Origin of the sequence: Luteimonas sp. TWI382 (assembly GCF_039674545.1) — a bacterium.
Taxonomy (GTDB): domain Bacteria; phylum Pseudomonadota; class Gammaproteobacteria; order Xanthomonadales; family Xanthomonadaceae; genus Luteimonas.
In genome coordinates this window covers 1-18,149 of sequence record NZ_JBDJNS010000002.1, presented here as the reverse complement: position 1 = coordinate 18,149, position 18,149 = coordinate 1, and the positions used below count along the sequence as shown (strand labels likewise).

14 protein-coding genes are annotated in these 18,149 nt (G+C 69.7%); 11 read left to right on the top strand and 3 right to left on the bottom strand.

Going from position 1 to position 18,149, the window contains the following annotated elements; genetic code table 11:
* Positions 1-14 precede the first annotated feature (14 nt).
* Positions 15-3,824: a LamG-like jellyroll fold domain-containing protein gene (locus ABE505_RS01445; protein ID WP_346441653.1), complete on the top strand. Its 3,810-nt coding sequence runs from the start codon at positions 15-17 to the stop codon at positions 3,822-3,824.
* A gap of 52 nt (positions 3,825-3,876) precedes the next feature.
* On the opposite strand, the gene ABE505_RS01440 is transcribed toward ABE505_RS01445, so the two are convergent.
* Together ABE505_RS01440 and ABE505_RS01435 are read right to left on the bottom strand one after the other, a co-directional pair.
* Entirely contained in the window at positions 3,877-5,472 is a 1,596-nt protein-coding gene (locus ABE505_RS01440) for a carboxylesterase/lipase family protein (protein WP_346441652.1), read from the bottom strand.
* Complete coding sequence (locus ABE505_RS01435) at positions 5,469-6,428, bottom strand: alpha/beta hydrolase (RefSeq protein ID WP_346441651.1); 960 nt, start codon at positions 6,426-6,428, stop codon at positions 5,469-5,471. Before ABE505_RS01435 ends, ABE505_RS01440 begins: the two co-directional genes overlap by 4 nt.
* Before the next feature lie 199 nt (positions 6,429-6,627).
* Here ABE505_RS01435 and ABE505_RS01430 point away from each other — a divergent pair, with 199 nt between their 5' ends.
* From ABE505_RS01430 to ABE505_RS01415, 4 genes are read left to right on the top strand one after another with little or no spacing between them, the layout of a single operon-like run.
* Positions 6,628-7,419 (top strand): 2-keto-4-pentenoate hydratase, encoded by a 792-nt coding sequence (locus ABE505_RS01430; protein ID WP_346441878.1) that lies wholly within the window; start codon positions 6,628-6,630, stop codon positions 7,417-7,419.
* Entirely contained in the window at positions 7,416-8,408 is a 993-nt protein-coding gene (locus tag ABE505_RS01425; protein ID WP_346441650.1) for a TRAP transporter substrate-binding protein, read from the top strand. The genes ABE505_RS01430 and ABE505_RS01425 overlap by 4 nt, the downstream gene beginning before the upstream one ends.
* A gap of 17 nt (positions 8,409-8,425) precedes the next feature.
* Positions 8,426-8,944 carry a TRAP transporter small permease gene (locus tag ABE505_RS01420; RefSeq protein WP_346441649.1) on the top strand — a complete coding sequence of 173 codons (519 nt, stop codon included), beginning with the start codon at positions 8,426-8,428 and terminating at the stop codon, positions 8,942-8,944.
* Between the two features lies 1 nt (position 8,945).
* Positions 8,946-10,232, top strand: coding sequence for a TRAP transporter large permease (locus tag ABE505_RS01415; RefSeq protein ID WP_346441648.1), 1,287 nt, complete (start codon positions 8,946-8,948; stop codon positions 10,230-10,232).
* A 77-nt stretch (positions 10,233-10,309) separates the two neighbouring features.
* Here the strand turns inward: ABE505_RS01415 and ABE505_RS01410 are convergent, their stop codons facing one another.
* Complete coding sequence (locus ABE505_RS01410) at positions 10,310-11,179, bottom strand: methylglyoxal synthase (RefSeq protein ID WP_346441647.1); 870 nt, start codon at positions 11,177-11,179, stop codon at positions 10,310-10,312.
* 160 nt (positions 11,180-11,339) lie between these two features.
* Here ABE505_RS01410 and ABE505_RS01405 point away from each other — a divergent pair, with 160 nt between their 5' ends.
* The 6 genes from ABE505_RS01405 (at position 11,340) to ABE505_RS01380 (ending at position 17,904) form a co-directional block, all read left to right on the top strand.
* Positions 11,340-12,965, top strand: a complete 1,626-nt coding sequence (locus ABE505_RS01405) for a family 43 glycosylhydrolase (protein WP_346441646.1) — start codon at positions 11,340-11,342, stop codon at positions 12,963-12,965.
* An 84-nt stretch (positions 12,966-13,049) separates the two neighbouring features.
* A complete protein-coding gene (locus tag ABE505_RS01400; RefSeq protein WP_346441645.1) occupies positions 13,050-14,096 on the top strand; it encodes a LacI family DNA-binding transcriptional regulator in 1,047 nt (348 codons plus the stop codon).
* Between the two features lie 234 nt (positions 14,097-14,330).
* The gene (kduI, locus tag ABE505_RS01395; RefSeq protein ID WP_346441644.1) at positions 14,331-15,179 is read left to right on the top strand and encodes a 5-dehydro-4-deoxy-D-glucuronate isomerase; all 849 of its coding nucleotides are present in this window, start codon (positions 14,331-14,333) and stop codon (positions 15,177-15,179) included.
* Positions 15,180-15,236: 57 nt separating this feature from the next.
* Positions 15,237-15,992, top strand: a complete 756-nt coding sequence (kduD, locus tag ABE505_RS01390) for a 2-dehydro-3-deoxy-D-gluconate 5-dehydrogenase KduD (protein ID WP_346441643.1) — start codon at positions 15,237-15,239, stop codon at positions 15,990-15,992.
* A gap of 77 nt (positions 15,993-16,069) precedes the next feature.
* The gene (locus tag ABE505_RS01385) at positions 16,070-16,708 is read left to right on the top strand and encodes an RpiB/LacA/LacB family sugar-phosphate isomerase (RefSeq protein WP_346441642.1); all 639 of its coding nucleotides are present in this window, start codon (positions 16,070-16,072) and stop codon (positions 16,706-16,708) included.
* A gap of 83 nt (positions 16,709-16,791) precedes the next feature.
* Positions 16,792-17,904 carry a GDSL-type esterase/lipase family protein gene (locus ABE505_RS01380; protein WP_346441641.1) on the top strand — a complete coding sequence of 371 codons (1,113 nt, stop codon included), beginning with the start codon at positions 16,792-16,794 and terminating at the stop codon, positions 17,902-17,904.
* The last annotated feature ends 245 nt before the right edge of the window (positions 17,905-18,149 follow it).

Below are 18,149 nucleotides of genomic sequence, written 5' to 3'. Positions count from 1 at the left end.
ACCGCTTGAACCCGATGTCGATCCGAGTCATCGCCGCCGCGTGTGCGTTGGCCCTGTCCGCCGCCGCACATGCGCAGGCGCCCAGGCTGCTGTTCCATGTCTCGGCCGATGCAGGGCTGGTGGCCGACGTCGCTGCCGGTGATCCGGTCCCCAACTTCCAGGACAAGGTGCGTCTGGTCGAGGACGGCGTGCGCGGCAGTGCGATCACCTGGGACGACGATGGCGTGCTGTCGTGGGACGCGCCGGGCAACATCGACGCGCAGCGCGGCACGCTGAGCTTCTTCTGGCGCGCGCGCGATCCGGTCGGTGAGGCACCGTTCGTGATCTTCCGCGTCGGCTATGCCGACCATTCGAGCTGGGACATGGCCTGGTTGCGCATCGACTGGAACGGACACGGCTTCGACGCGTTCGTGACCGATACCAACCTGGCACGTTCGCGGGTGTCGTTCCGCATGGACACGCCCCCGGCCGCCGACGCCTGGACCCACATCGCCTTCGGCTGGGACGAGACGCTCGGCGTGCGCCTGTATGTGGACGGCCATGAGGTCGCACGCGAAGACCGGCCGGCGAACGCCCAGGCCGGCTTCGACTACGACGCCGGTCTCGACCAGTTTGGCTTGGCAGCGCGCGTGCTCGCGCCGCACCAGGTGCAGAGCCGCTACAACTTCCTGCGCGGCAGCGATTTCGACGACATCCGCATCCACGACCGCATGCTCGATGCGGCCGCGGTCCAGGCCGTGCGCGCGTTCGCGACGCCGACCACATCGGTCTCGCCCGTTGACCGCCATGCGGCGTGGTTGTTCCGGCACGGCTGGCAGAACGGGGTGGCGCCGCCGCTGCTCGACGCGCCGACCACGTCGATCCGCAAAGTCGAGTTCGCCGATACCCGCGATCTCAAACAGTGGATGTGGAAGGCCACCGACGGCATCGCCGAGACCACCTGGCCCGGTGTCTACAACCGCTCGCGGCTGCGCGGGCGTGACGACTACTTCCAACTGCCGGACTGGAACACCTATGTCGAGGGTGGCCGGGCGCTCGACCTGACCCTGCCCGACGAGCCGGTCAACCGGGTCGAGATCCGCGGTGCCGCCTACGGCCGTGTGCTGGCCGGCGACAATGTGGACAGCCTGCAGCCGCTGTTCGAACGGCCGCAGGGCATCGTGCGCAGCGTCGACGACCTTCCGCTGCGCCGCGGCGGGCACCTGCGGTTCGAGAACGTCGCCCAGGAGACGCCGATCCAGGAAATCTGGGCCTATCGCGTCGAGGCCGCCGACGAGCCGGCAGGCTCGGTGCGGCAGGTCTACACGGTGCGCAGCGACGCCGAGGTCGACTACACCAATCTCGCCGATCTGCGCGGCTACATCGAGGGCCGGTTCGCGCCGGAGGAACGCAGTACCGTCATCGCGCTGCCCGGTCGGGCGGCGTATCGCAGGCGCGCGCCGGCGTCGGCCGATGCGCCTCGGCAACCGGTGGTGCATGTGCTGATTCCCTCGGGCATCGGCGATGCGCCGGCCGCGAAGCCATTGATCCGCAGCTGGGCGCACAGCTGGGAGAACATGTACGACGGCCTGGACGGCATCGCGATCGACCTGCCTGCGCTCGACCTGCCGGCCACGCATACCGCCGACGGCACCGGGGCGATTCCGCTCAACATCCGCGTCAAGGATCCGATCTGGCCGGCGCGCGACATGATCGACGTCTCGGTCTCGGTGCGTCCGGGCCAGGCGCGCACGCTGTTTCTGGACTTGCGCGACCGCATCCTCAGCGACGACAGCCTGTGGATCAGCATCGCCTCGGCAGCGCCGGGCTTCGACGCCGCCGCGCTCGATGGCGCGCAGATCCGCATGGTCTACAAACCGCGCGCCGAGGCGCTGGTCGAGCATGTCGCCGACCGCTTCAACCAGGTACGCGACAACTGGGGGTTCCTGGTCGAGGAGCACACCACCTCCAAGCGCCAGCGGCTCTACGCGCGCGCCTATGCCGACATCAGCGACTTGCTGCGGGTCGACCCCGACCACGCGCTGGGCCGGTTGTACTGGAACTACATGAGCTACAACAGCCAGGGCCGGCCACCGTTTGTACAGCCCGAGCCGCCGGCCGGCGTGCCGCTGTGGGCGTTCCGCCAGCTCGAGGACCTCAAGGCGGTCCGGCGTTTCGTCGAATGGTGGATCGATGAACGCCAGGTCGCCTTCGGCGACTTCGGCGGCGGCATCTCCGACGACAGCGACCTGTCCCAGCAGTGGCCGGGGCTGGCGTTGATGGGCGTGATGCCCGACAAGATCAACGCCTCGATCACCGCCCTGGCCGACGCGGCCTATGCCAACGGCATGTTCGCCGGCGGGCTGTCGACGATCGAGACCGACGAGCTGCATGCCTACGAGGAAGGCATCAACACCAACAGCGCGATGGCACTGCTCAACTGGGGCGATCCGCTGACGATGACCCGGCTGATGGACACGGTGCGCGACCTCGACGAGAAGATCGTGCTGCGCAACCCGCAAGGGCATCGGCTGTTCTCGAGCAACTGGTTCGGCGGGCGCAAGGTCTATCGGGAACCGCGCTGGCAGTGGCAGAAGCCGTACTCGTTCCCGGTGCTGCACCCGGCCTTCGTGCTCGGCGTGTTCAATGCCGACCCGACCAGCCGATCGATGATCACCGAGCTGGCCGATGGCTATCTGGCGCACGCCTACACCGACGAGGCGGGCGCCTGGCAGTTGCCCAACGAGATTCACTGGGCGACTGGCGAGCGACGCGGTGGCGACCTGTTCGACGGCTCTGGCGGCGCCGATACCCTGCACCTGTACTGGGCGGCGTGGCGATGGACCGGGGATGCGAAGTACCTGCGCCCGCTGCAGTACCGCGTGGACCGCAGCGGCCCGGCCGGTCTGTCGAACCTGGCGGAGAACTATGTCGACGCGCTCGACCGGCGCGAGGACTGGGGCCAGCGTCTGCAGCAATCGGCCGACAGTGGCGAGACCGGCGTGCAGAGCGTCTTCGCCTGGCAGCAGACCGGCGACAAGCGTTATCTCGAGGCGCTGCACGCCGACGGCATCCAGGCCAAGGCGCAGCGCGAATACATGAACACCGAAGGCCACTGGTGGTCGGACCGGGTCGAGGCGCCGAGCGAGTTCCTGCAACGCGCGCGGCTGGGCGGACTCGCGCTCAAGCGCAATACGACCTACCCCGGGCACACCGTGAGCTGGCGCTTCGCCGACGACGGCCAGGCGGAAACTGTCGCGCTGCTGGTGTCGGCGCCTTCGCGCGAGCGCTTCAAGGTCGTCGCGTACAACACCGGCACGCGCACCGCGCACGCGACGATGACCGGCTGGAACGTCGCCCCCGGCCGTTGGCGGATGGTCAGCGGCGTGGACCGCACCGGCGACGAGAGCATCGACGGCCGCGCGCACATCCGTGAGGTCCGGCTCGAATCGAGTGCGTCGGTCGACCTGGCGTTCGCGGCCGGCCAGACCCAGGTGTTCGAGTTCGAGCGCATCGAAGCCGGCACCCCGGTGGAAACGCGTCCGGACATCGGCATAGGCCGCGGCGATGTGCGCGTGGTCGACGGGGCGGTCGAGGCGACCGTGCACAGTCTCGGCCATGCCGACGCGCCGGCCGGCGTGGCCATTCTTGAAACGGCGGAGGGGCGCGAACTCGCGCGTGCGGACCTACCGTCGCTCGCCGCGCCGCGCGACCTGCGTCCGCGCACGGCCACTGTGCGCCTGCAGCCGCCGGGTCGCCTGCCCGACGGCGCGCGCGTGCGGATCGCCTTGCCCGGCGATGCCGAAGAAGTCACGCGGCTGAACAACGTCGCGCCGGTGCGCTGAGGCACGTTCGGCAGGTGCGGGCGTCCGGCGCTGGGCCGGGCGCCCGGTCGGGTTACTGCGTGCCGCGCTGCACGAACGGCGCCTGGCGGTAGAGCCGGCGCTCGCCGCCGCGCGGGTCGTCTTCGAGCCGCGAGGGCGCGTCGAAGACCATCGTCTCGCGGCGGTCCAGGCCGTACGGCGCCCAGTGCGTCAGGCCGGCGTGGTTCGGGTCCCCCGAACGCGCGAACGCGAGCAGGGCGCCCTGCATCGCCGCTGCCATGTCGCGCGCGCGCGCATCGTCGCCGGCGCGGCTGCCGGCACCGGCAACGGTGCCGAACACCAGCGGGATGTCGAGGCCGTGGAGGGCGCGCATCCGTTCGCCGCCGCGCGGATACCAGTCGAGCTGATAGGCCCAGGTGTTTCGGCCCTGAGCGGCGCGCACCTCCAGTTCCTCGACCGCGCCGCGCCACGAGCGGCCGGCGGTGGTGGCGGCGAAGAACACCTCCGACGGTGTGTAGTCGGGATACATGCGGCGGTACTCGGCGATCACGACCGCCGGGTCGAGGTCGACGAACTGCTGCGTGCGCAACCGCGCCGGCAGCGCGTCCCAGTCCAGGCTGAAGTTGTCCGGATCGTGCCCGAGGAAGGCGCGGGTTTCGTCGCGCGTATTGCCGATCACCATCGGGATCTGCGCCGATTGCGGGGGCGCGTCCGGCCAGAAGGGATGGCGCGGCAACGTCACGGTGTCCACGACCGGGCCGAAGTACAGGCTGCTGTCCTCAACCCGCGAGGGATCGCGGGTGCGCTGCGCGTCGAGCAGGGCCTGCATCGGCATTGTGCGCAATCTTTCGACGTCCGTCGGCGCCACGCCCAGGGCGTCGAGGTACAGCCGCGCGCGCTGGTCGGCGGCGCGCGGGCCGGCCGCGGTGACCTGCTGCCCGCTCATCGTCCAGGCCCGGTGGAACAGCCCGCGCGCGGCCGGCATCGCCATCAGCGTGGCGATCTTCGCGCCGCCGCCCGACTGGCCGAACAGCGTCACGTTGCCGGCGTCGCCGCCGAACTCGTCGGCGTGCGCGGCGATCCATTGCAGCGCCTGCACCAGATCGAGTTGCCCGACATTGCCCGACCGCGCCAGCGCCGGGCCGCCGAGCTCGCGCAGCGCCAGGTACCCGAATGCGTTCAAACGATGGTTCAAGGTGACGACCACGACGTCGCCGCGGCGGCACAACGACCCGCCGTCGTAGAGCGGATCGCTGCCCGATCCGGTCGAAAACGCGCCGCCGTGGATGTAGACCAGGATCGGTCGGCGCGCACCATCGCGCAGCCCGGGCGTCCAGACGTTGAGGAACAGGCAGTCCTCGCTGCCCGGGCCTTCGCCGCCGCGTTGCGGCGCGGACGCGCCGTAGGCCAGTGCGTCGTGCACGCCGCGCCAGGCCGGCGCGGGCGCGGCGGGCATGAACCGGCGCGGCGCGGTGTCGGCGCCGTAGCGCACGCCGCGGAAGACGTGCACGCCGTCCTCGATCGCGCCGCCGAGGCGGCCGCCGGCCACGCGCGCGAGGCTGGTACGGGGCGCGGCGGCGAATGCCGCGGGCAGGGCGGCAAGCGCACTGGCAAAGGCGCCGGCTTGGAGCAGGCGGCGGCGGTGGAGGTCGGTCGGCGTGTCGGTCATGGGCGTGGAGGCAGGCTGTCGATCCAGTCGAGGGCGAGGTGCGGCCAGCGCGCCAACGGGCCGTGCGCATCGCGCACGCCAAAGCCGTGGCCGCCGGTGGGGAAGACGTGCAGCGAGGCCGGCACACCGGCGGCGAGAGCGGCGGCGTGCATTGCCAGCGCGTTGCCGACCGGCACCGCGGGGTCGTCCTGTGCGTGCAGCAGGAACAGGGGCGGCGTGCGTGCGTCGACATCGCGCTCGGGCGACAGTCGCGCCAATGCGCGCTCGGCCGGCGTGTCGCTCGCGGCCAGCAGGCGGTCGCGCGACCCGGCGTGCGCGAGGCCGTCGCGCATCGAAATCACCGGATAGATCAGCAGTGCGAAGTCCGGGCGCGCGTCCACGAGGTCGATCGCGTCGACCGGCACGTAGGCCGGCGCTGGATGGGTCGCCAGCCGGGCGGCGACATGCCCCCCGGCCGAGAACCCCATCACGCCGATGCGGGCCGGGTCGATGCCGTGGTCGCGGGCGCGGGCGCGAATGATCCGCAACGCGCGCTGGGCATCGGCGAGCGGGGCGTCGGCGCCTTCGGCATGCCGCCGGTCGGGCAAGCGGTAATGCAGCACGAACAGCGTGACGCCGCCGATGTCCACGAAGGCGGGCACCAAGGCCGAGCCCTCTTTGTCGAGCACGACGCGGGCATAGCCGCCACCGGGCACGACCAGCAGCGCCGCGCCATTGGGCTGCGCAGGCACATGCACCGCCAGATAGGGCCGACGTACATCCTCGATGATGCGATCGGGGCGCGTCGGATCCCGGCTGCGCTCGGTGACCCGGTCGCCGCCGTCCGACGCGCCGGCGGCCGGCCACAGGTCGATGCGTTCCTTCTCTGCAATCGGGGCGGCCTGCACGGCGCCGAGGCCGGCGGCGCCGAATAGCAGCAGCGCACAAGACAGCGGGCGGATGGATCTACGCAGCATGGCGAGTATTCCGACGATACGTGTGGCGTGCGACGACTTTTGCCGCACTGCACATTGAAGATGACACCGGTTTACCATACAAGACATTCCCAGCGTCCGCGATCTGCGGCGCAGCAACGACCAGGTCAGGAGATCGAGTTTGAACAACGGCACCGCGCATCCGACCGCGCAGGACGCTCCTGCGGACCCGACTCGGGGCATCGTCGATGCCTTCGGGCACGCGCGCCGCAATGGCGCCGCGCTTGCCGACTTCCCAGGGGTCATTCCCGACACGCTGGTCGCCGCCTATGCCGTGCAGGACGCCGCGATCGCGGCCTGGCCCGATGCCGTCGTCGGCTGGAAGGTCGGCTATATCGCGGCCGAGCGGCGTGACCTCTCGGGCGATGACCGCCTGCTCGGCCCGATCTTCCGGCGCAATCTGCAGCAGGCCGGGCCGGGCACGCGCATCGCGGTGTTCGCCGGCGGCTTCGGTGCGATCGAGGCCGAGTACGTGCTGCGGCTGGACGCCGACGCGCCCGCCGACAAGCTCGATTGGAGCCCGGACGAAGCGGCCGCGCATCCGGCCACGCTGTTCATCGGGCTGGAGGTGGCCAGCAGCCCGCTGGCGACCATCAATGTGCTCGGCCCGCGCGTGGTGATCTCCGATTTCGGCAACAACAACGGCCTGGTCGTCGGCGGCGAGATCGCCGACTGGACTGGCCTGGACGAAGCACGCCTGCGGGTGGAGAGTCGTATCGACGGCGACGTTGTGGGCAGTGGCGGGGCGACCACGCTGCCCGGCGGTCTGCGTGCGGCCTTCGCGTTCGCGTTGGCGCGTTCGGCGCGGCGCGGCCGCCCGCTGCGCCGCGGTGAGCTGATCGCGACCGGCAATGCCACCGGTATCCACGACATCGCGCCCGGCCAGCGCGCCGACGTGATCTTCGACGGCCACGGCACGATCACCGTCGAGGTGGAGGCCGCCGCGCCCCTGACGCCCGGGACGGTCGCATGACCTCGCGTCGGCGCTTTCTGGCCGGGCTCGGCGCGGTATGCGCCGCGCCCTTGCTGCCCGCGGCCTTGCGTGCCGACGACGGCGCAACCGTGCTGACCGCCACCGACGTGCACGTCGCCGGCTATCCGACGGTCGAGGCGGTGAAGTGGATCGGCGACACGCTCGAACGCGAGACCGGTGGCCGCGTGCGGCTGCGCCAGTATCACTCCGGCCAGCTCGGCCGTGAGGCCGAAGCGATCGACATGGCGCGCTTCGGCGCGATCGACATGACCCGCGTCTACGCCGGTGCGCTCAACAACGCCTTCCCGCTGACCACCGCGCTGTGCCTGCCGTATGCATTCGACTCGGTCGCGCATCTGCGCCATGCGCTGGATGCGGGTGTGGCCCAGACCGTGCTCGACGGCTTCGCCAGCCGCGACCTGGTCGGACTGGCGGTGTACGACAGCGGCGCGCGCTGTTTCTACAACACTCGGCATGCGATCCGCACGCCGGGCGATCTGCACGGCCTGAAGCTGCGCGTGGCCTCGTCGGACATGTTCATCGACCTGATGCGGCTGCTCGGTGCCAACCCCACGCCGATGTCGCTCGGCGACACGTTCTCGGGCATGGAAACGCACATGATCGACGGCGCGGAGAACAACATGCGCAGCTTCCATTCCAGCCGCCATTTCGAAGCAGCGCGGTTCTGGTCGCAGAGCGAGCACTCCTATGCGCCGGACATCCTGCTGATCTCGCGCCGCTCGCTCGCTGCGCTGGCGCCAGCCGACCGCGATCTGCTGATCGACACCGCCCGCGCCTCGGTGCCGGTGATGCGCCGGCTGTGGGACGCGTCGGAGGAAGCCGCGCGCCAGGCCGTGCGCGATGACGGCATCGCGTTCAACGAGGTCGACATGGACGCATTCCGTGAGGCAGCTGCGCCGTTGCGCGAGCGCTACCTGCGCCAGCCCGAACTCCAGACCCTCTACCGTCGCATCCGCGACTTCGCCTGACACACGGGGACCCCGCGATGTCCGAAGCCTCGACTCTCCCGCCGCTGGGTGCCGCCGGGCGCCTGCTCGAGCGGATCGCCCATCTCGCCATCGCCATCGCCGCTACGGCCCTGTTCGGGCTGGTCGTCGTGCAGGGCTGGCAGGTGTTCGCCCGCTACGTGATCAACGATTCGCCCAGTTGGACCGAGCCGGTCACGCTGCTGCTGCTGAGCACGGCGATGAGCCTGGGCGCGGCCGCCGGCGTGCACACCAACCGGCACTTCGGCTTCTACCTGCTGCACGACCACGTACGCCCGGCGGTTCGGCGCGGGATCGATCTGCTGGTGCCGCTGGTGATTGTCGCGATCGGCGCGGTCATCGCCTGGTGGGGCGCGCTGCTGCTGCTCGACGGGTTGCACATCAAAGCCGCGGGCGCGGCGATGCCGCAGAGCATCAACTACCTGCCGCTGTCGATCGGCGGCGCGCTGATGGTGGTCTTCGCACTCAACCGATTCGCATTGGCGCTGCGTCCGCGCGTCGAAGAGGAGGTCCGCTGACATGGCGATCGCGATCCTGTTCATCGTCTTCGCCGCGCTGCTGGTGCTCGGCGTCCCGGTCGCGTTCGCGCTGGCGGCCGCGGCGCTGGCGACGCTGTTGTATCTGGACCTGCCATCGATCGTGCTGGTGCAGCAGATTTCGGCGGGCACCGGCTCGGCCTCGCTGATCGCCATTCCGTTGTTCATCTTCGCCGGCGAGATCATGATGCGTGGCGGCATCTCCGAGCGCTTGATCGCCCTGGCCTCGTCGCTGGTGGGACGCATGCGCGGCGGCCTGGGCCAGGTGTCGATCCTGTCGTCGCTGTTCTTCGGCGGCGTCTCGGGCTCGGCGATCGCCGACGTTTCGGCAGTGGGCGGCACGATGATCCCGCAGATGGTCAAGCGCGGCTACGACCGCGACTTCGCGGTCAACGTCAGCATCACCGCCGCGCTGGTCGCGTTGCTGGTGCCGCCCTCGCACAACCTGATCCTGTTCTCGGCCGCCGCGGGCGGCGGGCTGTCGATCGCCGACCTGTTCGCGGCCGGCATCGTGCCGGCGCTGCTGATGACGCTGGCCTTGATGGTCACCGGCTACCTGGTCGCGCGTCGCCGCGGCTATGGTGTGGAGATCTTTCCCGGCTGGCGTGCGGTGCTGCTGCGCACGGTCTCGGCGCTGCCGGGCCTGGGCCTGGTCGCGCTGATCTTCGTCGGCATCCGCGCCGGCATCTTCACCGCGGTCGAGAGCGCGGCGATCGCGGTGGTCTACGCGTTGCTGGTGACGATCGTGCTCTATCGGCAGCTGCGCGTGCGCGAGTTCGTCGAGACCATCACCCACGCCGCACGCAGCACCGGCGTGATCCTGTTCGTGATTGCGACCGCATCGGTGTTCGGCTGGCTGTTGGCCTATCTCCAGGTGCCCAGCGCCGCCGTGGAGTTCCTGCAATCGTTCGCGCACAGCAAGCTGGCGGTGCTGCTGATGATCGTGCTGATGCTGCTGTTGCTCGGCACGTTCATGGACCTGGCCCCGCTGATCCTGATCTGCACGCCGATCTTCCTGCCGGTGGCACGCGCCTATGGCATCGACCCGATCCACTTCGGCCTGGTGCTGGTGCTCACCGGTGGCCTGGGTCTGGTCACGCCGCCGGTCGGCTCGGTGCTGTTCATCGGCACCGCGATCGGCAAGATCACCGTGGGCGAGAGCATGCGCACGATCTGGCCGTTCTGGTTCGCGGGCCTGGGCGTGTTGTTGATCGTGACCCTGTTCCCGAGCCTGTCGCTGTGGCTGCCGGCGATGCTGCGCGCCGGCTGAAGGACGCCTTTCGATCGGCCGTCGTCGCGGCCCGGTCCGTTGCGGACACACGGGGCAAAATCGACTCTGACCCCGGTTTAGGGGGTGGCGCGCTTCTCGGCGGCCTGGGCCCAACGCTCGGCGACCTGGGGCGAGGTCAGGCAGGCGACATCGTCGGTGACGGTGGTCACCGCGCGCTCGAGCAACTGGATGTCGGCCTCGTGCTGGCGTGCGACATGCGGATCCTCGAAGAAGATCGCGCGCCGGCACTGCCGGTCGAGCACCAGGTCGGCGATCTGCGCGTCGCCGCCGAGTGGGCCGCTGTTGAACCGCTGCGCCCAAGCCTCGCCGACCGGCCAGCCGCGGCGCCAGGCCAGTTCGTTGAGGCGCTGGCCGGTGGTGCCCGTGGCCACGCGAGTGCGAAAGCGCGAGAGCAGGTCGAAATGGCGGTCGGCGAAGTCGAGCATCTGCGGCTTCATCGCGTCGTGGGCGATCAGCGCGACGGTCTGGGTGTCGAAGGCATGCAGGTCGTCGGCGCCGGGGTCGGGGGGCAGGCCGGCGTGCAGGCGTTCGCACTCGATCCAGTCGCGCGCCGAGGCCACCGTCGACAGGAAGGGCTTGCCCTGGATCACGCACTGGCGCTTGAGCGCGACCGCCTCGGGGAAGATCGACGAGGGGTCCACCGGGTCGATCAGGTAGACCACGCCGTCGAGCGTGCGGCCGTCGCCCAGCCCGACGACTTCGGCGACCAGCTTCATCAGGCCGCCCTCGCGGCCGTAGGGGTAACGCTGCATGCGGGCATGACCGTCGAGTGCGCCGTGACGGGTGATCGCATCGAAGGTGCGGCCGACGATATGCAGTGCGATGTCCAGCTCGAGAATGCCCGCGCCACTGGCCTTGAGCCAGCGGAACAAGGCGGCATCACGGTCGGCATGGTGGCGTCGGTTGGCGGCGAGTCCGAGTCGCATCGTATCGGGCGTGGCAGCGGCGGGAGGTGTGCACGCTAGCACGCGCCGCGCGCTGTGCCGCATTGCGGAATGCGTGGCGGTGCGCGCTCTGCTACGGTCGCTTGGCCATCGGTGTCATCTTGTCGCGACGTGTTGGCGCCTTGCCCTTTTGCTTGAGGAGATGCGCATGCGTTCGCGCCGTTCCCCGCTGCTGGCCGCCATCTGTGTGGTCGGGCTGCTATTGGCCGACGGCGTCGCCGCCGCACCGCCCGTTTCGTCTGCCGCACCCGCCAGCCAGGCCTGGGCGCGCGGTATCGAACACCAGCGCAAGGCCGACCTGGGCGACGGCACGTTTCTCAATCCGGTGTTCGCAGGCGACCGGCCTGATCCGTCCGTGCTCAAGGACGGCGAGGACTACTACCTCACGCTGTCCTCGTTCGATGCCTATCCCGGCCTGCCGCTCTGGCATTCGCGCGACCTGGTGAACTGGCAGCCGCTGGGCCACGCGATCACGCGCAATGTCGGCTCGATCTGGGCGCCGGACATCGTCAAGTACGACGGCCGGTACTACATTTATTTTCCCGCCCGTACCGGCGGCACCGAGGGCGCGGAGCGCAGCAACTACGTGGTCTGGGCCGACGATATCCGCGGACCGTGGAGCGAGCCGGTCGAGATCGGCCTGGGCCGTTACATCGACCCGGGCCACGCGGTCGGCGAGGACGGCAAGCGCTACCTGTTCCTGAGCGGCGGCGATTACGTGCAGTTGTCCGACGACGGCCTGTCGGTCGTCGGCGAGCCGCGGCACGTCTACGACGGCTGGCAGTACCCGCAGGACTGGGACGTCGAGGCCTATGCGCAGGAAGGCCCGAAGATCCACAAGCGCGGCGACTGGTACTACATGACCACCGCGGTTGGCGGCACTGCCGGTCCGCCGACCGGGCATATGGTGATCACCGCACGCGCGCGCTCGATCCACGGGCCGTGGGAGAACTCGCCCTACAACCCGATCGTGCGCACGGTCGATCGCAGCGAACCGTGGTGGTCGCGCGGCCATGCGACGGTGATCGAGGGCACCGACGAGCGCTGGTGGATGATCTACCACGGCTACGAAAACGGGTACTGGACCCTTGGCCGGCAGGCGCTGCTCGAGCCGATCGAATGGACCGACGACGGCTGGTTCGTGGCCCGTGGCGGCGACCTGGGCCGGCCGCTGGCCAAGCCCAGCGGGACCTCGGTCGGCGCGCACGGCATGGCGCTGTCGGACGACTTCCGCAGCGGCCGCCTGGGCCACCAGTGGGCATTCTTCGATCCGGCGCCCGATGAGTACGCGCGGTTGCGCTTCAGCGACGGCACGCTGACCGTGCAGGGCAAGGGCCGCACGCCGCGCGACGCGTCGCCGCTGACGGTGATCGCCGGCGACAAGGCCTACCAGTTCGAGGTCGAGATGGAGATCGAGCCCGGCGCGATCGGCGGCGCGCTGCTGTTCTACAGCGACCGGTTGTACGTGGGCGTCGGCAGCAACGGCGAGCGCACGGTCATGCACCGCTACGGGCTGGAGCGCCCCAGCGCCGGGTTGCCGGCCGGCAAGGGTGGCCGGTTGTGGGTGCGGGTGACCAACGACCGCCACATCGTCACCATCCACACCAGCGCCGACGGCCACAGCTGGGAGAAGTACCCGGTGCAGATGGAGGTCTCGGGCTATCACCACAACGTCGCCGGCGGCTTCCTGGCGCTCAAGCCCGCGCTCTACGCCGCGGGCGAGGGCAAGGTGCACTTCCGCGATTTCCGCTTCCGGGCCCTGGACTGAACACCGCCGGGGCGCGGACGGCGGGCCCGCACAACTGCCGCTAGAATGGAAACCGCACGACAACCGGCCCCTGGGGGACCACGGATGCCCACAGAGAACAAGACGATCCGGGGCGGCGGCACGCTGCCGCGCGCGGCCACGATCAACGACATCGCCCGTCTGGCGGGCGTCTCGAAGAAGACCGTCTCGCGCATCATCAACCATTCGCCGCTGGTGCGGCAGGACACGCGAGAGAAGGTCGAGGCGCTGATGCGCGAGGTCGGCTACGTGCCCGACCCGCTGGCGCGCGGCCTGGCGTTCCGCCGTTCGTTCCTGATCGGCATGGTCTACGACAATCCGACCGCGCAGTTCATCGTCAACATGCAGTACGGCGCACTCGACACCCTGCGCGACTCGGGCTACGAGCTGGTCGTCCATCCCTGCGACAGCCGCAGCCCGAACTACATCGACGGCGTGCGCCGCTTCGTCCAGCAGCAGAAGCTGCACGGGGTGATGCTGGTGCCGCGCGTGTCCGAAGACCAGGCGCTGGCCGACATGCTGGCCGAGACCGGCTGCCGCTACGTGCGCATCGCCGCGGTGTCGATGGACGCCCCCGAGCGCATGGTCGTCACCCACGACCACGACGGCGCGGCCGAGGTCGCCGACTACCTGCAGTCGCTGGGCCACCGCGACATCGCGATGATCACGGGTCCGCGCGACTACCGCTCCTCGATCGAGCGGTCGACCGGGTTCGTCTCCGCGCTCGAGCGCCGCGGCGTGGCGATGCCCAAATCGCGGATCGTCGAGGCCGGCTACACCTTCGAGTCGGGCGTGGCCGCGGCCGAGAAGCTGCTTGGCGCGAAGAAGCGGCCCACGGCGATCTTCTGCGGCAACGACGAGATGGCCGCCGGCGTCTACCGCGTGGCGATGCGCGCGGGCATCAGCATTCCCCGGCAACTGTCGGTAGTCGGTTACGACGACAGCCCGCTGGCCTCCCGGCTGTGGCCGCCGCTGACCTCGGTGCGCCGCGACACTCGCGATACCGGCCGGATCTCGGCGGCGATGCTGCTGCAGCCCGAGGGCGCACCGCGCCCACTGGCGAGCGTCCGGCCGCATCTGGTGGTCCGCGACTCCTGCCAGCCGCCGGACTGAAGGCGCCGCCCATCGGCGTCCCCCGGACGCGCAGCCCGCAATGCTGGGCTGCCATCGGCGACCCAGGTCCGGACGAGATCGCGCAGCCGCGTCTGCGCGTCACCCCGCAACCGACCGCTCTACGTCTGCCTTGCCCGCAGAACGCTGCCGGCCGTTTTGTCGCGGCGCGGTATGACACCGGTTACCGAAAGGCCTAGAATGCCCGTTCCCGACGTTCCGCCGCTCGGAGCCGCCATGTACCAGAAGACCTACCATGCGACCCACCCGGGCGTGATGCAGGGCATCGACAACGACGCGCTGCGCGATCTCTACCTGCTCGATGGGCTGTTCGCCGACGACGCACTGCGCCTGAGCTACACGCATTACGAGCGCTTCGTGATCGGCGGTGCGTTGCCGGTCTCCGGCCCGCTGTCGCTGCCCGTGCAGACCGAGCCGGCCTCGGCCGCGGGTCGGCCGTTCCTGGAGCGGCGCGAGCTCGGCGTGGTCAACGTCGGTGCCGGGCCGGGCACCGTGACCGTCGACGGCACCGCGTACCCGCTCGCACCCAAGGACGGGCTGTACGTGCCGATGGGCAGTGCCGAGGTGGACTTCGCGTCCGACGATGCGGCGACGCCGGCGAAGTTCTATCTGGCCTCCACGCCGGCGCACGCGCGCTTCGAAACCAAGAAGATCTCGATCGCCGAGGCCGTGCCGCTCGAGCGCGGATCGCTTGCGACCAGCAACGAACGCACGATCTACCAGTACATCGTGCCGGCCACGTGCGCGTCTTCGCAGTTGCTGCTGGGCCTGACGATCCTCAAGCCGGGCAGCGTCTGGAACACGATGCCGCCGCATCTGCACGACCGGCGCAGCGAGGTCTACTTCTACTTCGATCTGGGCGCCGACGACCGCGTCTACCACTTCATGGGCGAGCCGCACGCGCAGCGCCACATCGTGGTGGCCGACGGCGAGGCCGTGGTGTCGCCGCCGTGGTCGATCCACATGGGCGCCGGCACCTCGAACTACTGCTTCATCTGGGCCATGGGCGGGGAGAACCTCGACTACACCGATATGCACGTGCTCGACATCTGCCAGCTCAAGTGACGTTCCCGCTGCGCCATGCGCGGCATTTTCGCCATCGCTCCACAGGAGAGTTCCACCATGACGAATCCGTTCAGCCTCCAAGGCAAGGTCGCGCTGGTCACCGGCGCCAACACCGGTCTGGGGCAGGGCATCGCACTGGCGCTCGCGCAGGCCGGCGCCGACATCGCTGCCGCCGGCATCCAGCCGCCGAGCGAGACGCAGGCCAAAGTCGAAGCGCTGGGCCGGCGCTTTGTCGCCATCGAGGCGAACCTGATCAGCATCGAGCCGGTCGACCGCGTGCTGCGCGAAACGCTCGACGGCCTGGGCCGTCTCGACGTACTGGTCAACAACGCCGGGCTGATCCGCCGTGCCGATGCGGTCGATTTCAGCGAACAGGACTGGGACGACGTGATGAACGTCAACATCAAGTCGGCCTTCTTCCTGTCGCAGGCGGTCGGCCGCCACTTCATCGCCAACGGCGGCGGCAAGATCATCAATATCGCCTCGATGCTGTCATTCCAGGGCGGCATCCGCGTGCCGTCCTACACGGCCAGCAAGTCGGGCATCGCCGGTATCACGCGCCTGCTGGCCAACGAGTGGGCGGGCAAGCACATCAACATCAACGCCATCGCGCCCGGTTACATGGCGACTGACAACACCGCGCAGTTGCGCGCCGACCAGGCGCGCAACCAGGCCATCCTCGAGCGCATTCCGGCCGGCCGCTGGGGCGAGCCGTCGGACCTGGGCGGGACCGCAGTGTTCCTGGCCAGCCGCGCCTCGGACTACGTCAACGGCGCGGTGATCCCGGTCGACGGCGGCTGGCTGGCGCGCTGATCCGCTTCGCTTTTCTTTTCGCGGGTCGCCGCCCCGGCGGCCCGCGTTCCCCCTCGAACACGCAAGAGAGACACGCAATGAAGATCGCATTGATGCAGGAATTCAGCCAGGCCGCGAAGAACCCGGTCGTGCTGGAGCAACTTCAGACGGTCGCCGCCGAGCAGGGCCACACCGTCTTCAACGTCGGCATGGACGGCGACAACGACCACCGCCTGACCTACATCCACCTTGGCATCTGCGCCGCGCTGCTGCTCAATGCCAAGGCGGTCGACTTTGTCGTCGCCGGTTGCGGCACCGGTCAGGGCGCGATGATGTCGCTCAACGCCTGGCCGGGCGTCTACTGCGGCTACTGCATCGAGCCGACCGACGCGTTCCTGTTCGCACAGGTCAACAACGGCAACGCGCTGGCGCTGCCGTTTGCCAAGGGCTACGGCTGGGGCGCGGAGATCAACATCCGCTACATCTTCGAGAAGGCCTTCGCAGGCGAGCGCGGCCAAGGCTACCCGGCCGAGCGCAAGGCATCGCAGATGACCAACGCCGGCATCCTGGCGCAGGTCAAGCAGGGCGCGTCGAAGGACTTCGTCGAGGGCTTGAAGGCGATCGACCAGGACCTGGTCAAGCAGGCCGTCGGCGGTGCGCGCTTCCAGCAGGCGTTCTTCGACAACGCGCAGGACGAGGCGATCGTCGCCTACGTCAAGGGCGTGCTGGGGCAGTAAGCCCCACGGCGCTGACAACGCAGGCCGCTGCCAGGGGCGGCGGCCTGCGGTCGATCCGGAACGCCGTGCGGAGCGTCGCCACGATGAAACGTCTGCTGTCGCTGCTGTGCCTGGGGGCCGTGGGCACTGCGTTCGCCGCCTCGCCTGCACCGCATCGCATCTTCATCGCCGGCGATTCGACCGCGGCGACCTATGGCCCCGAGCGGGCACCGCAGGCCGGCTGGGGTCAGGCGCTGCCGCGCTGGACCGCCGACGGCTGGGAGGTGCGCAACCACGCGATGGGTGGGCGCAGCACCCGCAGCTTCATCGACGAAGGCCGGCTGGACGCGATCGCCAGCGAGATCGGCGCAGGCGATGTGTTGCTGATCCAGTTCGGCCACAACGATGCCAAGCGCGAGGACCCCGCGCGCTACACCGATCCGGCGACCGACTACCCGCGCTGGCTCCAGCGCTACATCGACGTGGCGCGCGAGCAGGGCGCCACGCCCATCCTGATCACCCCGGTCGCGCGGTTGCGCTACGACTTCGGTTCGCTGATCGACACGCATGGCCGCTACACGCTGGCGATGCAGGCCGTGGCGACCCGCGAGAACGTGGCGCTGATCGATCTCAATGCCGCGTCCAGCGATTGGATCCGCGTCCATGGCGAAGACGGTGCCAAGCCCTACTTCATGCACGTGCCGGCGCAGGGCAAGGCCGACGGCACTCATTTCAGCGAGGCCGGTGCCGATGCGGTCGCCTGCCTCGTCGCGGCCGGCTGGCGTGGCCTCGATGCCGACGCGCCGGTCAAGCACGTCACCGCAGCCGACTGCCACGCATTGCCCGCCCCGCCGCCCGACTCAGTGTCGCCGTCGGTCGTCGTACAGGAGCGCGACATTGCGGTCCAACAGCCCGGGCCGCACGAAGGTGCCGGCACGACGACGGCCTATCCGTTCTTCGATGATGCGACCGGCCTGGACCTGGTGTTCCGCAAGCGCGCGCTGCATCCGGGCGCGACCATCGGCGACCACGTCAACGACAAGGACGAGATCTACTACGTGCTGTCCGGGCGCGGGCGATTGCTGCTGGGCGAGACCGTGCGCGAGGTCGGCCCGGGCGATGCGATCCTGACCCGCGACGGCGACCGCCACGCGCTCGACCAGGTCGGCGACGAGGACCTGGTGATCTTCATCGTCTATCGCCCGGTGCGTCGCTGAGCGAGTATTGCGGCAGGCCCGTGCCCCCACCCGACACGCGTTGCGTGTCGACCTCCCCCGCAGGCGGGGGAGGTGACTTCACTGCGGCGTCCAGGCTTTGGCCCCTTCCCCCGCGTGCGGGGGAAGGCTGGGATGGGGGCGCTTCTTCCGTGGCAGGTCCAAGCCTCCACCCGAACCGCAGGCGGGGGTGGTCAAAAAACGGCACCGACAAAAATTTGTACAAATAAACATATACCAGGCCACAA

What these genes read in the sequence shown, in the direction of transcription:
- ABE505_RS01445 (WP_346441653.1), top strand. Translation starts at nt 15, where the DNA reads ATGTCGATCCGAGTCATCGCCGCCGCGTGTGCGTTGGCCCTGTCCGCC.
- ABE505_RS01440 (WP_346441652.1), bottom strand. Translation starts at nt 5,472, where the DNA reads ATGACCGACACGCCGACCGACCTCCACCGCCGCCGCCTGCTCCAAGCC.
- ABE505_RS01435 (WP_346441651.1), bottom strand. Translation starts at nt 6,428, where the DNA reads ATGCTGCGTAGATCCATCCGCCCGCTGTCTTGTGCGCTGCTGCTATTC.
- ABE505_RS01425 (WP_346441650.1), top strand. Translation starts at nt 7,416, where the DNA reads ATGACCTCGCGTCGGCGCTTTCTGGCCGGGCTCGGCGCGGTATGCGCC.
- ABE505_RS01420 (WP_346441649.1), top strand. Translation starts at nt 8,426, where the DNA reads ATGTCCGAAGCCTCGACTCTCCCGCCGCTGGGTGCCGCCGGGCGCCTG.
- ABE505_RS01415 (WP_346441648.1), top strand. Translation starts at nt 8,946, where the DNA reads ATGGCGATCGCGATCCTGTTCATCGTCTTCGCCGCGCTGCTGGTGCTC.
- ABE505_RS01410 (WP_346441647.1), bottom strand. Translation starts at nt 11,179, where the DNA reads ATGCGACTCGGACTCGCCGCCAACCGACGCCACCATGCCGACCGTGAT.
- ABE505_RS01405 (WP_346441646.1), top strand. Translation starts at nt 11,340, where the DNA reads ATGCGCATGCGTTCGCGCCGTTCCCCGCTGCTGGCCGCCATCTGTGTG.
- ABE505_RS01400 (WP_346441645.1), top strand. Translation starts at nt 13,050, where the DNA reads ATGCCCACAGAGAACAAGACGATCCGGGGCGGCGGCACGCTGCCGCGC.
- kduI (WP_346441644.1), top strand. Translation starts at nt 14,331, where the DNA reads ATGTACCAGAAGACCTACCATGCGACCCACCCGGGCGTGATGCAGGGC.
- kduD (WP_346441643.1), top strand. Translation starts at nt 15,237, where the DNA reads ATGACGAATCCGTTCAGCCTCCAAGGCAAGGTCGCGCTGGTCACCGGC.
- ABE505_RS01385 (WP_346441642.1), top strand. Translation starts at nt 16,070, where the DNA reads ATGAAGATCGCATTGATGCAGGAATTCAGCCAGGCCGCGAAGAACCCG.
- ABE505_RS01380 (WP_346441641.1), top strand. Translation starts at nt 16,792, where the DNA reads ATGAAACGTCTGCTGTCGCTGCTGTGCCTGGGGGCCGTGGGCACTGCG.